A 15,787-nucleotide genomic window follows, 5' to 3' on the forward strand; every position below is an offset into this window, starting at 1 on the left:
CGCAGAGGACTTTGTCGCTCGATTACTTCTTTTTGATCAGGCCGTAGATCACCAACAACACAATGGCGCCGACCAATGCGCCGATAAAGCCCGCGCCCTGGCCTGCCTGGTAGATACCCAGTGCCTGACCGCCATAGGTGGCGGCAAGGGAGCCGGCGATACCCAGCAGGATGGTCATGATCCAGCCCATGTTGTCGTCACCGGGCTTGAGGAAGCGCGCCAGCAGGCCGACGATCAGGCCGATAAAGATGGTTCCGATGATACCCATGGCATTTCCCTCTGATTGAAAGTGAGTCATGACAAAGCCTAGCGAGGCTTTGTCATCCTGCAATCAGAGAGACGGCGGCCACCATTGGTTCCCGCCGGCCCCAGGGTTATTGCTCGGCGATCAACGCCTCTACTTTAAGGATCTGCGCTTGCAGCGTCGCACGGTCCTGGCAGCGCAGGTTGGCGTGGCCGACCTTGCGCCCGGCCTTGAAGGCCTTGCCGTAGTGATGCAGGTGGCAATCGTCGATGGCGACGACTTTTTCAACCGGCGGGACCACACCGATGAAGTTGAGCATGGCGCTCTCGCCCACCTTGGCCGTAGAGCCCAGCGGCAAGCCCGCCACCGCGCGCAGGTGGTTCTCGAACTGGCTGCACTCGGCGCCTTCGGTGGTCCAGTGCCCGGAGTTATGCACGCGCGGGGCGATTTCGTTGGCCTTGAGGCCACCGTCGACTTCAAAGAACTCGAACGCCATCACGCCGACATAATCCAGTTGCTTGAGCACACGGCTGGAATAGTCTTCGGCCAGGGCCTGCAACGGGTGATCGGTGCTGGCCACGGACAGCTTGAGGATGCCGTTGTCGTGGGTGTTGTGGACCAGCGGATAGAAGCGGGTCTCGCCATCGCGGGCACGCACGGCGATCAGCGAGACTTCGCCGGTGAACGGCACGAAGCCTTCCAGCAGGCAGGCCACGCCGCCCAGCTCGGCGAAAGTGCCGACCACATCGGCGGCGGTGCGCAGGACTTTCTGGCCCTTGCCGTCGTAACCCAGGGTGCGGGTTTTCAGCACGGCCGGCAGGCCGATGCTGGCGACGGCGGCGTCCAGGTCCGCCTGGGACTGGATATCGGCGAAGGCCGGGGTCGGAATGCCCAGGTCCTTGAACATGCTCTTCTCGAACCAGCGGTCACGGGCGATGCGCAAGGCTTCGGCGCTCGGGTACACCGGCACGAACTGCGAGAGGAAGGCCACGGTTTCGGCCGGGACACTTTCGAACTCGAAGGTCACCAGGTCGACTTCGTCGGCCAGTTGGCGCAGGTGGTCCGGGTCGCTGTAGTCAGCGCGCAGGTGTTCACCCAACGCGGCCGCACAGGCATCCGGCGCCGGGTCCAGGAAAGCGAAGTTCATCCCCAGCGGCGTTCCCGCCAGGGCCAGCATGCGACCCAGTTGGCCGCCACCGATTACACCGATTTTCATCGTCAACAACCTCAGGCGATACGTGGGTCTGGATTGTCCAGCACGCTGTCTGTCTGCTCAGCACGGAATTTTTTCAGCACCGCGTGGAACTGCGGGTGCTTAGCGCCCAGGATGCTGGCGGACAGCAACGCGGCGTTGATCGCGCCGGCCTTGCCGATCGCCAGGGTCGCCACCGGAATACCGGCTGGCATCTGCACGATGGACAACAGCGAATCCACGCCCGAGAGCATCGACGACTGCACCGGTACGCCAAGCACCGGCAGGTGGGTCTTGGCCGCACACATGCCCGGCAGGTGCGCTGCACCGCCGGCACCGGCGATGATCACCTCGATGCCACGGGATTCTGCTTCATCGGCATACTGGAACAGCAAATCCGGGGTGCGGTGGGCAGAGACCACTTTCACTTCATACGGAATGCCGAGTTTTTCCAGCATATCGGCGGTGTGGCTAAGGGTGGACCAATCGGACTTGGAGCCCATGATCACGCCAACCAATGCACTCATCGTCGTGCCTCTTCTCTCTGGGCGCCCACAGGCGCGTCAAAAAACAACAAGCCACGCGGGAAATCCGGCGTGGCTTGGTGTACGAATTAAGGCCGGTTGGACCGGCCGAAGGCCGCGCAGTATACCGTAATAACGCAGATAAACAGCCCCTCGGATGACCATCTGTCTAGCGGCACAAACCGGCGGTTTTATTGACTTAAAAGTCAGCGAAAACACCCCCAAACCCTGTGGGAGGGAGCTTGCTCCCGATAGCGGTGCATCAGTGACATATTAGTGCCTGACACACGGCTATCGGGCTCAAGTATTCTGCGCCGCGCCACCTTCCAGCTTGCGCCACAACAACCGCACATTCGCCTTGCGCACCAACGCACAGCGATACAGGCGAATCTCCAGCGGCACATGCCATTGCGACCCGCCGCACACCACCAGCTCACCGCGGGCCAGTTCCGCCCGCACACTCAGTTGCGGCACCCAGGCAATGCCCAGGCCTTCCAGGGCCATGCTTTTAAGGCTGTCGGCCATCGCGGTTTCGTAAACCGTGGTAAAGCGCAGGGCACGTTGGCGCAACAGCAGGTTCACCGAACGCCCCAGAAATGCCCCGGCGCTGTAGGCCAGCAGCGGCACACTGCCCTCGCCTTCCAGGTCGAACAATGGCTTGCCCTCGGCATCGGCGGCGCACACCGGGAGCATTTCGGTATTGCCCAGGTGCAGTGACGGGAAGATCTCCGGGTCCATCTGCATCGCCGCATCCGGGTCGTAGAACGCCAGCATCAAATCGCAGCCGCCTTCGCGCAGGGCATGCACGGCATCGCCGACGTTGGTGGCGACCAGCCGGGTCGCAATGTTCAAACCCTCGTTGCGCAGTTGCGCGATCCAGCGCGGGAAGAAGCCCAGCGCCAGGGAGTGCGCCGCCGCCACTTGCATGACTTCGCCCTGCCCGCCTTCCAAGTGATGCAAATGACGCAGCACTTCACCGAGTTGCTCGACCACCGTGCGCGCAGTCACCAGGAACAACTGCCCCGCCGCCGTCAATTCCACCGGCGTGCGCGAGCGGTTGACCAGGGTCAGGCCCAGTGCGGCCTCCAGGCTGCGGATACGGCGGCTGAACGCCGGCTGGGTGACAAAGCGTCGCTCCGCCGCCTGGGAAAAACTGCGCGTCGCCGCCAGGGCGCTGAAGTCTTCCAGCCATTTGCTCTCAAGGTTCATCAGTTCCTCCCACGGGTGCGCACCATTTTGGCCCACACGCCCGCCATGATAGCCGGGTCACACGACTATTATGCCGTTTGTGCATAGGCCAGTGCTTAACAGCATTGGCCCAAAAACTTCCACAAGCCTAGCATTCACAGCGTTCCGGCTAGTTCCGGGTCCATATCGAGATGATTTCCATCATGTCCTCCGCTGCATCATTCCGCACAGAAAAAGACCTGCTTGGCGTACTCGAAGTACCTGCCCAAGCGTATTACGGCATCCAGACCCTGCGAGCGGTGAATAACTTCCGCCTCTCGGGCGTTCCGATTTCGCATTACCCGAAATTGGTGGTCGGCCTGGCAATGGTCAAGCAAGCAGCCGCTGACGCCAACCGCGAGTTGGGTCAGCTCAGCGAAGCCAAGCACGCAGCCATCAGCGAAGCCTGTGCCCGCCTGATCCGCGGCGACTTCCACGAAGAGTTCGTGGTGGACATGATTCAAGGCGGCGCTGGCACTTCAACCAACATGAATGCCAACGAAGTCATCGCCAACATCGCGTTGGAGGCCATGGGCCACAACAAGGGCGAATACCAGTACCTGCACCCGAACAACGACGTGAACATGGCGCAGTCGACCAACGACGCCTACCCAACCGCGATCCGCCTGGGTCTGCTGCTGGGCCATGACGCGCTGCTGGCCAGCCTCGACAGCCTGATCCAGGCGTTCGCCGCCAAGGGCGTCGAGTTCAACCATGTGCTGAAAATGGGCCGTACCCAATTGCAAGACGCCGTGCCGATGACCCTCGGCCAGGAATTCCGCGCCTTTGCCACCACCCTCAACGAAGACCTGGCCCGCCTGAAAACCCTGGCGCCGGAGCTGTTGACCGAAGTGAACCTGGGCGGCACCGCCATCGGCACCGGCATCAACGCCGACCCGCGCTACCAGGCCCTGGCCGTACAACGCCTGGCCACCATCAGCGGCCAGCCGCTGGTGCCGGCGGCGGACTTGATCGAAGCCACCTCCGACATGGGCGCCTTCGTGCTGTTCTCCGGCATGCTCAAGCGTACTGCGGTGAAGCTGTCGAAGATCTGCAACGACTTGCGCCTGCTGTCCAGCGGCCCACGTACCGGCATCAACGAGATCAACCTGCCGGCACGCCAGCCAGGCAGCTCGATCATGCCCGGCAAGGTCAACCCGGTGATCCCGGAAGCTGTCAACCAAGTGGCCTTCCAGGTCATCGGCAACGACCTGGCCCTGACCATGGCAGCCGAAGGCGGCCAACTGCAGTTGAACGTGATGGAGCCGCTGATCGCCTTCAAGATCTTCGACTCGATCCGCCTGCTGCAACGCGCCATGGACATGCTGCGCGAGCACTGCATCGTCGGCATCACCGCCAACGAAGCGCGCTGCCGCGAACTGGTGGAGCACTCCATCGGCCTGGTCACCGCGCTGAACCCGTACATCGGCTATGAAAACGCCACCCGCATCGCGCGTATCGCCCTCGAAAGCGGCCGCGGCGTGCTGGAACTGGTGCGCGAAGAAGGCTTGCTCGACGACGCCATGCTCGACGACATCCTGCGCCCCGAAAACATGATTGCCCCACGCTTGGTCCCACTGAAGGCCTAAGCGTTTGTTGCACCGCTCACCAGGTTGAGGGACTAGACACCTCTCACCTTTTGAGGGCCCGAAGGCTCGTTCTTCAGGCCCTTTTTTTTGCCTCAAGGTTGTGAAATGACGCCCATAAAAATTCCAACATCGCCCCTGCCCGCCACCCCTTGGCTGAAACCTTTAATCAGCCCAGGCAGACGGATCACGTTCGCCTAGGTATAGTGCCGCCCCTCTTCGCGCCAACGGCCGTCGGTAACGAGGCCCGGACACACGCGAAACCGCATGAATAACAACACCCGCAAAAGGATGGGGTCGAACCGTCGCGCACTGCCTGGTGCCAAGCGACAGCGTCGAACCGTCCTGCGTTTGCCATTAGAAAAATCAGCGAGGAACACTCCATGCTCGAAGTCATCAACGACTTCCTCTCCGGGAAAGTACTGATCGTGCTCATTGTCGGGCTCGGCGGCTACTTCACGATCCGCTCGCGTTTCGTTCAGTTGCGTCACTTTTTCCACATGTTTTCGGTGTTTCGCGACAGCCTGAAAAACAGCTCCGACCAGCTCAGCTCGTTCCAGGCGCTGATGCTCAGCCTGGCCGGCCGCGTCGGTGCCGGTAACATCGCAGGCGTCGGCATTGCCGTGACCCTGGGCGGCCCGGGTGCCGTGTTCTGGATGTGGGTCACCGCGTTGGTGGGCATGTCCTCGAGCTTTATCGAGTGCTCCCTCGGCCAACTGTACAAGCGCACCGACGCCGAAGGCACCTTCCGTGGCGGCCCGGCCTATTACATCCAGCACGGCCTGCACAAACGCTGGCTGGGCATGGTGATGGCGTTCCTGCTGCTGGTAACCTTCGGTTTTGCCTTCAACGGCCTGCAAGCGCATGCCGTGACGCACTCGCTGAACAACGCCTTCGGCCTCGACACCACCTACACCGGCCTGGCCCTGGCGGCATTGCTGGGCCTGGTGTTCATCGGCGGGATCAAGCGGATCGCCTCGATTGCCGACCTGCTGGTGCCGGTCAAGACCCTGGTCTACATCGCCGTGACCCTGTACGTGATCGTGCTGCAATTCGACCACGTGCCGGCCATGCTCGCGACCATCGTCAAGAGCGCGTTCGGCCTCGACCAGGCCTTCGGCGGCCTGGTGGGCAGCGCGATCATCATGGGTGTGAAGCGCGGCGTGTTCGCCAACGAAGCCGGTTTGGGCAGTGCGCCTAACGTGGCGGCAGTCGCGTCGGTGGAACACCCGATCGCTCAAGGTGTGGTGCAAGCGTTCAGCGTGTTCCTCGACACCTTCGTGATCTGCACCTGCACCGCGTTGCTGATCCTGCTCTCCGGTTTCTACACCCCGGGCTTCGAAGGCGACGGCATTGCCCTGACCCAGAACTCCCTGGCGGCCGTGGTCGGCGAGTGGGGCCGGATGTTCATCTCGGTGGCCCTGGCGTTGTTCGTGTTCACCTCGATCATGTACAACTACTACCTCGGCGAGAGCAACCTGCGCTTTTTGGTCGGCAACAACCGCAAGGTGCTGATGGGCTACCGCGCACTGGTGCTGGTGCTGATTTTCTGGGGTTCGATCGAGAACCTGAGCACCGTGTTCGCCTTCGCCGACATCACCATGACCATGCTTGCATTCGTCAACCTGTTCGCCCTGGCGTTCCTGTTCAAGATCGCCATGCGCATCCTGAACGACTACGACAACCAGCGCGCAGCGGGCATCAGGACCCCGGTCTTCGACTCCAGCCAGTTCCCCGACCTGGACCTGGACCGCAACGCCTGGCCGGCCAACCCGGTGAAACCGGAGCCTGCCGCTAAAGCGCCTGCTGAATCGATCGCGCTGGCGCAACGCTAAGCGTAGATGACACGCCGCCTGGCCTTGGGCATGCTCTGGGCTTGGCGGCGTTTTTCGTTCAGGAGATTTTTCGATGCAAGCAGCTAACAACGTCATGGTGCTCTACACCGGCGGCACCATCGGCATGCAAGCCAGCGCCAACGGCCTGACCCCCGCCTCCGGTTTCGAAGCCCGTATGCGCGAACAACTCGCCAACCAGCCAGTGCCCGCATGGCGCTTCCGGGAAATGGCGCCGCTGATCGACAGCGCCAACATGACCCCGGCCTACTGGCAGCGCCTGCGCACTGCCGTGGTCGAAGCCGTGGACGCCGGTTGCGACGCGGTGCTGATCCTGCACGGCACCGACACCTTGGCCTACAGCGCGGCCGCCATGAGCTTCCAACTGCTGGGCCTGCCGGCGCCGGTGCTGTTCACCGGCTCCATGCTCCCGGCTGGCGTGCCGGACAGCGATGCCTGGGAAAACGTCAGCGGTGCGCTGCTGGCCCTGGGCCAAGGCCTGGCGCCGGGTGTGCAGTTGTACTTCCACGGTACGCTGATGGCGCCGACACGCTGCGCAAAGGTGCGCAGTTTCGGGCGCCATCCGTTTGCCGCGCTGCAACGCAACGGCGGTGTGGCCAAGGCCGAGGCACTGCCCGCCGCACTGGATTACCGTCAACCCAAGGCCCTGGCCAATGTCGGCGTGCTGCCGCTGGTGCCCGGTATCGGCGCGCCCCAGTTGGACGGCCTGATTGGAAGCGGCCTGCAGGCGCTGATCCTGGAATGCTTCGGTAGCGGCACCGGGCCCAGCGATGACCCCGAGTTCCTCGCCAGCCTCCAGCGCGCGCAGGCGCAAGGCGTGGTCGTGGTCGCGATCACCCAATGCCACGAAGGCGGCGTGGAGCTGGATGTGTACGAAGCCGGCAGCCGTTTGCGTGGCGTGGGCGTGTTGTCCGGTGGCGGCATGACCCGCGAAGCGGCGTTCGGCAAATTGCAGGCCCTGCTCGGCGCCGGCCTCGCGACCAGCGAAGTGCGCCGCCTGGTGGAACTGGACCTGTGCGGTGAGCTGGCCTGAGTCGCGCCACAAAAACCCCGTAAAAAATACCGGCCAACTACATAGTTAGCCTCCTTCCTGCCTTGCCCCTTTCTAGCATGCCGATGCTGTTCTTCCGGCAGCGTCCATGAAATGGCAAGGCAGGAACCCCCCATGAGCCAACAAACGTCTACCCTTCATCTCAACCCCACCGACACGCTGGTCACCCAACTCTGCGTGGGCCCCGCCTTCCGGGAAGCCGCCAGCGCGCTGTTACGCCGCTCATTGCAAGAACTCTACCCGGACCTGGGCCTCGACCCGGACATCGCCCTGGTCGGCACGCCGGCATGGGACGTGGTCGACGATGAAATCGTCGCTGGCCCCACCACGTACCAAACCCTCACCGATATCCTCACCAATCAGGCCATCTCGGGCGAACCCACGCTCTATGTCGAAGGCGTGCATTACCTTATCCAGCCAAAAAACCAACCCCCCAGCGCTCACCTGCCGGTACGCATCACGCAGATCGCCACCTTGATCAACCTGCTGGCGCCGATAATGCTCACCGCCTACCAGGAACAACAAGTGGCGTTCTGGAACTCCAGCAACGGCACCTCCGGCCCCCATTGGCAAGCCCTGTCCAGCACGCTGCGCTCGGTCTGGAATGTGACCCGCGTCGACGGCTGGGACGAGCAGGACTGCGCCATGGCCCGCACGCTGTACGCCGCGCCGGAACTGACGCGCCGCCAGACCGGCGACACATTCGCCAGCCGGGCCTACCTGGTGGATGTCGATCAGGTCGACGGCGCGACCGTCACCCACCTGGGCCTGCTGTCGATTGCCGTGCTGATCGGCAACCACGAAGGGGAGACGCATATCCTCACGTACTCCCTGTTCAACGGCTACGAGAAATTCGCCACGCTGGAGCAACTGGGCCAGAGCTTGCCCAGCTACGTAGACCGCCATGCGCCCAGCGGCATCCAATGGCGACTGTTCGAGCCCGCCGGGCATTTTTTCGATCACCAGGCTTGCACGCTGATCGCCCAACAGCTCGCGTTCATCGGGCAGCTCGACGCTCAGCAACTGCGGCGCATCGACCCCAGCGAATCCTCAATCAACCTGCCGCCGGCCACCCAGGAACTGGTCGGTAAAAAGCAACCGGACCTCAAACGCTATCTCGACGCGCTGCCTGCTTGGCTGACGTCCGCCTCCACGACCGACCTGAGCCTCTACGCACGCTACCTCAAAGACCTCAGCGCCCTGCACAGCCTCAACGCCGGCAAGTCCTACGACGATGACATCCCGCACATCCAGACCTACGCACTCGACAGACTGCGCGCCGAAATGCTCAAGGAGCACACCGACGCGGCGAACCTGCACCTGGATAGCATCGAGATTCAGGTGCGCAGCCCGATTGTCTGGGGCAGCTTCACCCTGCCGGGCAAGGTCGACACCACCACCTTCAGCCTCGCCGACCTGGCCCTGCAAAACCTGATCGGCCTGCCCCTCGGCGACAAAAGCATCCGCCAGCGCAACGCCGATGACCTGCCGGAATGGCTGACCGTGGCCTACATTGAAAGCCTGATCCGCAAGGTGGACGTCGGTCAAAACTACCCGGCCCTGGCCAAAAACAAATTACTCGACAACCCCCTCGAATCAACCCGCAGGCGCGCCCTGTACAGCAGCCATTTGCGTATCCAACTGCCGCTGCTGGCATTGCAATACAAAATGAGCCAACACGCCGGGGTCGACGAGCTGGGCTATCGCTACGTCGCGGCCGTGCTGGCGGCAGAGGCGACGGACCGCCAGGTCGACGGGCAAGCCATTGTCCTTCGCCCCCTGGCCTTCGTACCGAAAAACCGCAGCGCCGCCACGCAAGACGTGGTGGCCAACATGTTTGTGATTGGCCCCCAGGACCCGAACGCCGGGCCCTGCCTGTTGTATCGCCCGATGGCGGAACTGCAATTGCTGCAATTCCCGTCACCGGCCGACCTGTTGTATGCGATCCGCCAATCGCGCAACCTGCGCGACTCGGTCCTCGCCTGGCTGCCGGACAACGTGCGCGACGACTACGCGCGCTACGCATTCCCCGGCGAGTTGCCTTCCCCCTGGGCGGTCGTGACGTTGCTGGCCGACCCGTTCAAACTCTTGACGATGAGCGGGCCCATGGACCTGGGCACGCAAACACTCAGCGGCGATCTGCCCGCCGAACTGTTCAACGCCAACGCCAACGCGTTGATCACGCTGGCCGACCGGCAGTCGGCGTCGAACGCCGAAAGCCGTTGGGCCTCGTTCAAGCAGGCGGGCTGGCTGATATTCAATGCGGCACTGCCGTTCCTGGGTCACACCGTGAACACTGCCGCCTGGATCTGGCAGATCCTCGACCAGGTGCAGGCGGTGATCGACGCGCGGCAGCAGAAGGACAAACCGGCCGAATGGTCGACCCTGGCGGCACTTTTGCTCAACATCGGGATGGTGTTGACCCTGCACATCGCCAGCCGCAACGCGCCGTCAACCCCGCGTTTGGCCAAGGAGGAGCCGGTCGCGAAACCTCCGGCCAAGCCCGAGGTGATCGCCAAACCCGTAACGGTCAACCAGTTGGCCAACCTCTCGGCAGTTGAACTGCCCAACAATCACCCGCACGCGCTGCACACCCTGGCCGCGATCAATCGCAATACCAGCGATCTGGGCAGCCTGCTGGACAGTTTCAAGGTCGCAAAACCGGCGGTGCGCGGCAAAGCCTCAGGGCGCATCGGCCCTCATCGTCACCTCTACCCGCTGCTCAATAAATGGTACGCACAGGTCGGTGAACGTTGGTTCGAAGTGACGGTGGACGAAAACGACGAAGTGCAGATCGCCGACCCCAAGCAACCCATGCGCAACGGCCCCTTTCTGATCGGCAATCTCAAGGGCGAATGGTTCATCGACACCCGGCTGCGCCTGCGTGGTGGCGGCTCACGAAGCCTGGAGCGCAAAGCCCGGGCGGCAGCCGAACGCAAGGCAAACCAACTGCGCGCCCCGATCACCGCCTTCGAGCAACAGAAAAAGACCGCCCAGCAAACCCTGCAAAACGCTCATCAAGCACTGCTCGACGCCCCCTCCACCTCGGCCCAGGCCGCGCAAAGGACCTACCTCAATCAACTGGAGACCCAACGTACAGACTACGAAACAGCCCTGCAAAACCTGAAAGAGTTGAACGTGGTTGCGCCAACGCCTGACTACCTGCACCGCAGCGTAGGGTATATCAAAGCTCAATTGAGCCTCAGCTGGGCCGGCCTCAACGAGGTACTGAAAACCTTTACCCCCAAATTGCGCACCACCCTGGACCACATCGCCAAACAGGCCGCCGACCCACGCGTGCGCAACATCCCCGATGCGCGCGACATGAATGAAACGCTGCACGGCATGATTGGGCGCCTGGAGTACTTCGAAACGCGCTTCAACCAACTGCGTGACCTGCCCGGCGAAGGCCTGCGCCTGATAAAGGACACCAAAAGCCTGCTGCCCGCCTACAGCAGCAGCGACCTCAAGGCGTTGCAAGTCACCTTGGCCCGCAACCTGTGCCTGCGCGAAGACACCACCCTCAGCGCACCGCTGGCATGGGCGGCCATCGACCAGATTGTCGACGCCTGCGACATCGCCATCCAGGCCCTGCGCGACACCTTGCACGAGCGCAGTGACAGGCGCATCGACGAACAGATCGAGACCCTGAGCAGCCTGATCGAACAGTTCAGCGTGCTGGGCGAGCGCCTGCAGGACTTCCCCACCGAATTCTCCAGCGCCTCCCTGGCGGAACCGCTGACCCGCCTGCGCGACCGGCTCGGCGAGTACACAGAACGCGCCAATACCAACCTTGCGCAATTGGCCGACCGACGCAGCACACTGAGAACCACCCCCAGCCGGCCGCCCACCCCGCCACGCCCGCAGAAAAAATTCATCCGCACCCGTTACCACGGCATGGTGGTGGGCGAGCCGCAATTGTCCGCCACGGGCCTGGACACCGGGCTGGTGGATGTTCGCTCGCCCCTCTCCAACACCGTGGTCGCCACGTTTCACGAGAAGCCGGACGGCTTCTGGGTGCAACGGGCCAAGAGTCCACAGACGGCGAACACGCCCATCGACCTGCCAACCAGCGTGGACGCAGGCCAGGACCTGCTCGACGGTTTACCGGACTTCAAACAACGGATCACCGGCCTGGCCAGTCAGGCCCAGCGCACGCCCATCGGCATCGAATACTTGTACCATCAACACGCCCAGCGCCTGGAACAAGCCACGCGCAGTATCGAGCAAGCCCTGACCCAGAAGAATCTCGCGCACGGCGACGTGACCCTGGCCAGTACCGTCAAAAAGGCCCTCAGCGACGCCACTGCCACCCTCTATCAACTCTCCATAGACAATGTGCAGAGGATGACCCAGCAGCATCCGCCCACCCCCTCCGGCGTGCAATGGCTCAAGGCCCGCGACGCAATCACCATCAAAAAAACCGTCAGCCGACGGCGCATCAAGTCCGCCACACCGGATTACCTGGACGAATACACCATCACCGACCGCAGCACGCATAAGGTGCTGTGGTACGCGCATTTCCACTATTCAGCCGACTGGACCACGCCCAGGGCGTTTATCCGCGCGCGTCTGAAGACCCCACAGGAACACAGCCTGGGCGCGGCAGCCGATACCACCAACGGCCTGAACAGCGCACAACGCATCGCGTTCCACCGCAGCGAGATCAACGAGAGCCAGGCCCAAACCTTATTTTTCAACCGGACCTGATACGTGGCCGACGGCACACAATTTGCTCCTTCAGCGCACCAGACCCGTTGGAGCCGTCGATGCTGCACGCTCATCTCACCACCCTCAACGCGGTGTCGCTGGTGCTCGACACCTTCAAGGCCCAAGGGCTGCCCAGCGAGGCCTTGCTCGCGGGCAGCGGCATCTGCGCGGCGGACTTGAGCCGCGCCGACACGCGCATCACCACCAATCAGGAAATGCGCGTGTGCGCCAATGCCGTGGCCCTGCGCCGCGATGTCGGCCTGGCGCTGGGCCGCCAGATGCATGTGTCGGCCTACGGCATGCTCGGTTACGCGCTGCTGACGAGTGCCACCTTCGGTGACGCTTTGCGCCTGGCGCTGCGCTATCCGGCGCTGCTGGGAACACTGTTCACGCTGAGCCTGGAGGCGGACGGCGAACGCATCTGGTTCACTGCCGCTGACTATCGCGAAAGCCCGGCCATGCAAATGTTCAACGTCGAACTGTGCCTGGCCTCGCTGAAGGTGATCTGCGACGACCTGCTCGGCCAGCCCCTGGCGCTGCTTGGCGCACGCTTCGAATACAGCGCGCCGGATTATCAGGCGCGCTACAGCGAGTGCTTCGCCTGCCCGCTGCAGTTCGATGTCGGCACCAACGCCTTCGCCTTCGACAAGCGCTGGCTGGACCAACCCCTGCCCCTGGCCGACGCCGTGACCCACCAGGCCATGGCCGAGCGCTGCCGCAAACAGAACCTGGAGTTCACCGGCCGCCAGGCGTGGCTGGGCAGAATCCGCCAGTTGCTCGCCAGCCAACTCGGCGCCGCACCGGGGATTGAAGGCCTGGCCGCACAGATGAACTGCTCGCCGCGCACCCTGCGCCGACACTTGCACGAGCTGGGGTGCAGTTATCAGGAACTGCTCGACGAACTGCGCTTCGAGCGCGCCAAGCAATGGCTGGCGGCGGATGAACTGCCGATCTACCGCATCGCCGAGCAACTGGGTTTCAGCGAAACCGCGAGTTTCCGGCATGCCTTTGTGCGCTGGAGCGGCGTGGCGCCGAGCCAATTTCGCGCATGACGCCCCATTGATGGGCGAATTGCGGACACACACTTTGGCCCGATTTATCCCCTTTTGGCCGCTCCTGCCGTTCTCATAAAGCGCCCCACCCGCAAGACTGCAGGCACCGATACCGCCTGCGGAGAACAACAACATGCTGACGATCTACTCGGACGATCACCACCTGCACCACGGCCGTTGTGAACTGATGGACGGGCAGCTGATGCCCTGCTTCGAAATGCCCTCGCGCGCCGACCACGTACTGCAACGGGTCAAAGCCCGTGGGCTGGGCCAGGTCCTTGCGCCGCAGGACTTTGGCCTGGCGCCGCTTGAACGTGTGCACAGCCGCGACTACCTGGACTTCTTCAAAGGTGCCTGGCAACGCTGGAGCGCATTCGGCGAAGACGGCGACCTGTTGCCCTACACCTGGCCCGCCCGCACCTTGCGCCGCGTGTTGCCCACCAGCCTGCACGGCCAGCTCGGTTACTACAGCTTCGATGGCGGCGCACCGATTACCGCCGGTACCTGGCAAGCCGCCTACAGCGCAGCCCAGGTCGCGCTGACCGCGCAACAAGCGATCCAGCGCGGCGCCCACAGTGCGTTCGCCTTGTGCCGCCCGCCGGGGCACCACGCCGCCGGCGACTTGATGGGCGGTTATTGCTACCTCAACAACGCCGCCATCGCCGCCCAGGCGTTTCTCGACCAGGGCCAGCGGAAGGTGGCGATCCTCGACGTGGACTACCACCACGGCAACGGCACTCAATCGATCTTTTACGCGCGCAACGACGTGCTCTTTACCTCGATCCACGGACATCCGGAGGCGGAGTTCCCGTTTTTCCTCGGCTACGCCGACGAACGCGGAGAAGGCGCCGGGGAAGGCTTCAACTTCAACTATCCGTTGCCGGCCGGTGCCGACTGGGCGCGCTGGAGCGCGGCGCTTGACGAGGCTTGCACAGAAATCGAGCGCTACGCCGCCGACATCGTCGTCGTGTCCCTGGGCGTGGACACGTTCAAGGACGACCCCATCTCGCAGTTCAAGCTCGACAGCCCGGACTACCTGGCCATGGGCGCACGCATCGCGCGCCTGGGCAAACCCACGCTGTTTGTGATGGAAGGCGGCTACGCCGTGGCAGAAATCGGCATCAACGCCGTCAACGTTCTCGAAGGTTTTGAGGGGTCCATCCAATGAACATGCTCAAATCGCTCGTCCTCTGCGCCGCCGTTCTCGGCGGCGCGGCCCATGCCGAAGAGAAAACCCTGCGGGTCTACAACTGGTTCGACTACATCACGCCCAAGGCGCTGGAAGACTTCAAGGCGCAGAACCCCAACGTCAAGCTGGTGTACGACATCTTCGACACCAACGAAGCCCTGGAAGCCAAACTGCTCACCGGCAATTCCGGGTACGACGTGGTGGTGCCGTCCAACGTGTTCCTCGCCAAGCAGATCGAAGCCGGGGTATTCCAGCCCCTGGACCGCAGCCGACTGCCGAACTGGAACCACCTCGACCCCAAGCTGATGAAGCTGCTCGAGGCCAACGACCCCGGCAACACGTTCGCCGTGCCCTACATGTACGGCACCATCCTGATCGGCTTCAACCCCGACAAGATCAAGGCCGCGCTCGGCGCCGATGCGCCGGTGGACAGCTGGGACCTGATCTTCAAGGAAGAGAACATCAGCAAGCTCAAGCAGTGCGGCGTCGCGCTGCTCGATTCGCCGTCCGAGATCCTGCCGCTGGCCCTGCAACACCTGGGCCTGGACCCCAACAGCAACAACCCCAAGGACTACGAAAAAGCCGAAGCGCTGCTGATGAAAATCCGCCCGTACATCACCTACTTCCACTCCTCCAAATACATGGCCGATATCGCCAACGGAGACATCTGCGTGGCCGTCGGTTACTCCGGCAGCTTCTCCCAGGCCGCCAACCGCGCCAAGGAAGCCAAGAACGGCGTGACGGTGGACATGCGCCTGCCCAAGGAAGGCGCACCGATCTGGTTCGACATGCTCGCCCTGCCCAAAGGCGCGAAAAACCCGCAGGACGCCTACACCTTCATCAACTACCTGCTGCAACCGCAGGTGATCGCGCCGATCAGCGACTTCGTCGGTTACCCCAACCCGAACAAAGACGCGACGGAACGGGTCGACCCTGCGATCCGCAACAACCCCAACCTGTACCCCACCGAGGCGGCGATGGCCACGCTGTATACCCTCAAACCCCTGGGCCGCGACGCCGAGCGCGCCAGGACACGGGCCTGGACCAAGATCAAATCGGGGACATAGCGCCGCCCCGCTATCTAACTACCACCGCCTGACGGGCCTGCGCCCTAACGTGGTCGAGGTGCTGGGCTGCATTCGGCAGCCCGCCTCGCCCG

General features: G+C 63.1%; 11 protein-coding genes. 7 read left to right on the forward strand and 4 right to left on the reverse strand.

The window, feature by feature from the left end:
* Positions 1 to 22: 22 nt before the first annotated feature.
* The 4 genes from J2Y83_RS28510 to J2Y83_RS28525 form a co-directional block, all read right to left on the reverse strand.
* On the reverse strand, positions 23 to 268 hold the full coding sequence (locus J2Y83_RS28510) for a GlsB/YeaQ/YmgE family stress response membrane protein (RefSeq protein WP_253400169.1): 246 nt from the start codon (positions 266 to 268) through the stop codon (positions 23 to 25).
* 106 nt (positions 269 to 374) lie between these two features.
* Entirely contained in the window at positions 375 to 1,460 is a 1,086-nt protein-coding gene (locus J2Y83_RS28515; RefSeq protein WP_247403542.1) for a 5-(carboxyamino)imidazole ribonucleotide synthase, read from the reverse strand.
* An 11-nt stretch (positions 1,461 to 1,471) separates the two neighbouring features.
* Positions 1,472 to 1,963 carry a 5-(carboxyamino)imidazole ribonucleotide mutase gene (gene purE, locus J2Y83_RS28520; RefSeq protein ID WP_003195648.1) on the reverse strand — a complete coding sequence of 164 codons (492 nt, stop codon included), beginning with the start codon at positions 1,961 to 1,963 and terminating at the stop codon, positions 1,472 to 1,474.
* 297 nt (positions 1,964 to 2,260) lie between these two features.
* Positions 2,261 to 3,169, reverse strand: a complete 909-nt coding sequence (locus J2Y83_RS28525) for a LysR substrate-binding domain-containing protein (protein WP_247403539.1) — start codon at positions 3,167 to 3,169, stop codon at positions 2,261 to 2,263.
* 182 nt (positions 3,170 to 3,351) lie between these two features.
* On the opposite strand from J2Y83_RS28525, the gene aspA reads away from it, so the two are divergent.
* From aspA to J2Y83_RS28560, 7 genes are all read left to right on the forward strand, one after another.
* Positions 3,352 to 4,776, forward strand: coding sequence for an aspartate ammonia-lyase (gene aspA / locus J2Y83_RS28530; protein WP_017850012.1), 1,425 nt, complete (start codon positions 3,352 to 3,354; stop codon positions 4,774 to 4,776).
* A gap of 380 nt (positions 4,777 to 5,156) precedes the next feature.
* Positions 5,157 to 6,608 (forward strand): alanine/glycine:cation symporter family protein, encoded by a 1,452-nt coding sequence (locus tag J2Y83_RS28535; RefSeq protein ID WP_253400170.1) that lies wholly within the window; start codon positions 5,157 to 5,159, stop codon positions 6,606 to 6,608.
* A gap of 73 nt (positions 6,609 to 6,681) precedes the next feature.
* Positions 6,682 to 7,659, forward strand: coding sequence for an asparaginase (locus tag J2Y83_RS28540; protein ID WP_253400171.1), 978 nt, complete (start codon positions 6,682 to 6,684; stop codon positions 7,657 to 7,659).
* Between the two features lie 132 nt (positions 7,660 to 7,791).
* Entirely contained in the window at positions 7,792 to 12,387 is a 4,596-nt protein-coding gene (locus tag J2Y83_RS28545) for a dermonecrotic toxin domain-containing protein (RefSeq protein WP_253400172.1), read from the forward strand.
* Positions 12,388 to 12,446: 59 nt separating this feature from the next.
* Positions 12,447 to 13,439, forward strand: coding sequence for an AraC family transcriptional regulator (locus tag J2Y83_RS28550; protein WP_253400173.1), 993 nt, complete (start codon positions 12,447 to 12,449; stop codon positions 13,437 to 13,439).
* A 133-nt stretch (positions 13,440 to 13,572) separates the two neighbouring features.
* Positions 13,573 to 14,607, forward strand: a complete 1,035-nt coding sequence (locus tag J2Y83_RS28555) for a histone deacetylase family protein (protein WP_253400174.1) — start codon at positions 13,573 to 13,575, stop codon at positions 14,605 to 14,607.
* Positions 14,604 to 15,695 carry a polyamine ABC transporter substrate-binding protein gene (locus J2Y83_RS28560; RefSeq protein ID WP_253400175.1) on the forward strand — a complete coding sequence of 364 codons (1,092 nt, stop codon included), beginning with the start codon at positions 14,604 to 14,606 and terminating at the stop codon, positions 15,693 to 15,695. Before J2Y83_RS28555 ends, J2Y83_RS28560 begins: the two co-directional genes overlap by 4 nt.
* Positions 15,696 to 15,787 lie beyond the last annotated feature (92 nt).

The sequence above is a fragment of the Pseudomonas marginalis genome, assembly GCF_024169655.1.
In the GTDB taxonomy this organism is placed as follows: Bacteria; Pseudomonadota; Gammaproteobacteria; order Pseudomonadales; family Pseudomonadaceae; genus Aquipseudomonas; species Aquipseudomonas paraveronii.

What these genes read in the sequence shown, in the direction of transcription:
- J2Y83_RS28510 (WP_253400169.1), bottom strand. Translation starts at nt 268, where the DNA reads ATGGGTATCATCGGAACCATCTTTATCGGCCTGATCGTCGGCCTGCTG.
- J2Y83_RS28515 (WP_247403542.1), bottom strand. Translation starts at nt 1,460, where the DNA reads ATGAAAATCGGTGTAATCGGTGGCGGCCAACTGGGTCGCATGCTGGCC.
- purE (WP_003195648.1), bottom strand. Translation starts at nt 1,963, where the DNA reads ATGAGTGCATTGGTTGGCGTGATCATGGGCTCCAAGTCCGATTGGTCC.
- J2Y83_RS28525 (WP_247403539.1), bottom strand. Translation starts at nt 3,169, where the DNA reads ATGAACCTTGAGAGCAAATGGCTGGAAGACTTCAGCGCCCTGGCGGCG.
- aspA (WP_017850012.1), top strand. Translation starts at nt 3,352, where the DNA reads ATGTCCTCCGCTGCATCATTCCGCACAGAAAAAGACCTGCTTGGCGTA.
- J2Y83_RS28535 (WP_253400170.1), top strand. Translation starts at nt 5,157, where the DNA reads ATGCTCGAAGTCATCAACGACTTCCTCTCCGGGAAAGTACTGATCGTG.
- J2Y83_RS28540 (WP_253400171.1), top strand. Translation starts at nt 6,682, where the DNA reads ATGCAAGCAGCTAACAACGTCATGGTGCTCTACACCGGCGGCACCATC.
- J2Y83_RS28545 (WP_253400172.1), top strand. Translation starts at nt 7,792, where the DNA reads ATGAGCCAACAAACGTCTACCCTTCATCTCAACCCCACCGACACGCTG.
- J2Y83_RS28550 (WP_253400173.1), top strand. Translation starts at nt 12,447, where the DNA reads ATGCTGCACGCTCATCTCACCACCCTCAACGCGGTGTCGCTGGTGCTC.
- J2Y83_RS28555 (WP_253400174.1), top strand. Translation starts at nt 13,573, where the DNA reads ATGCTGACGATCTACTCGGACGATCACCACCTGCACCACGGCCGTTGT.
- J2Y83_RS28560 (WP_253400175.1), top strand. Translation starts at nt 14,604, where the DNA reads ATGAACATGCTCAAATCGCTCGTCCTCTGCGCCGCCGTTCTCGGCGGC.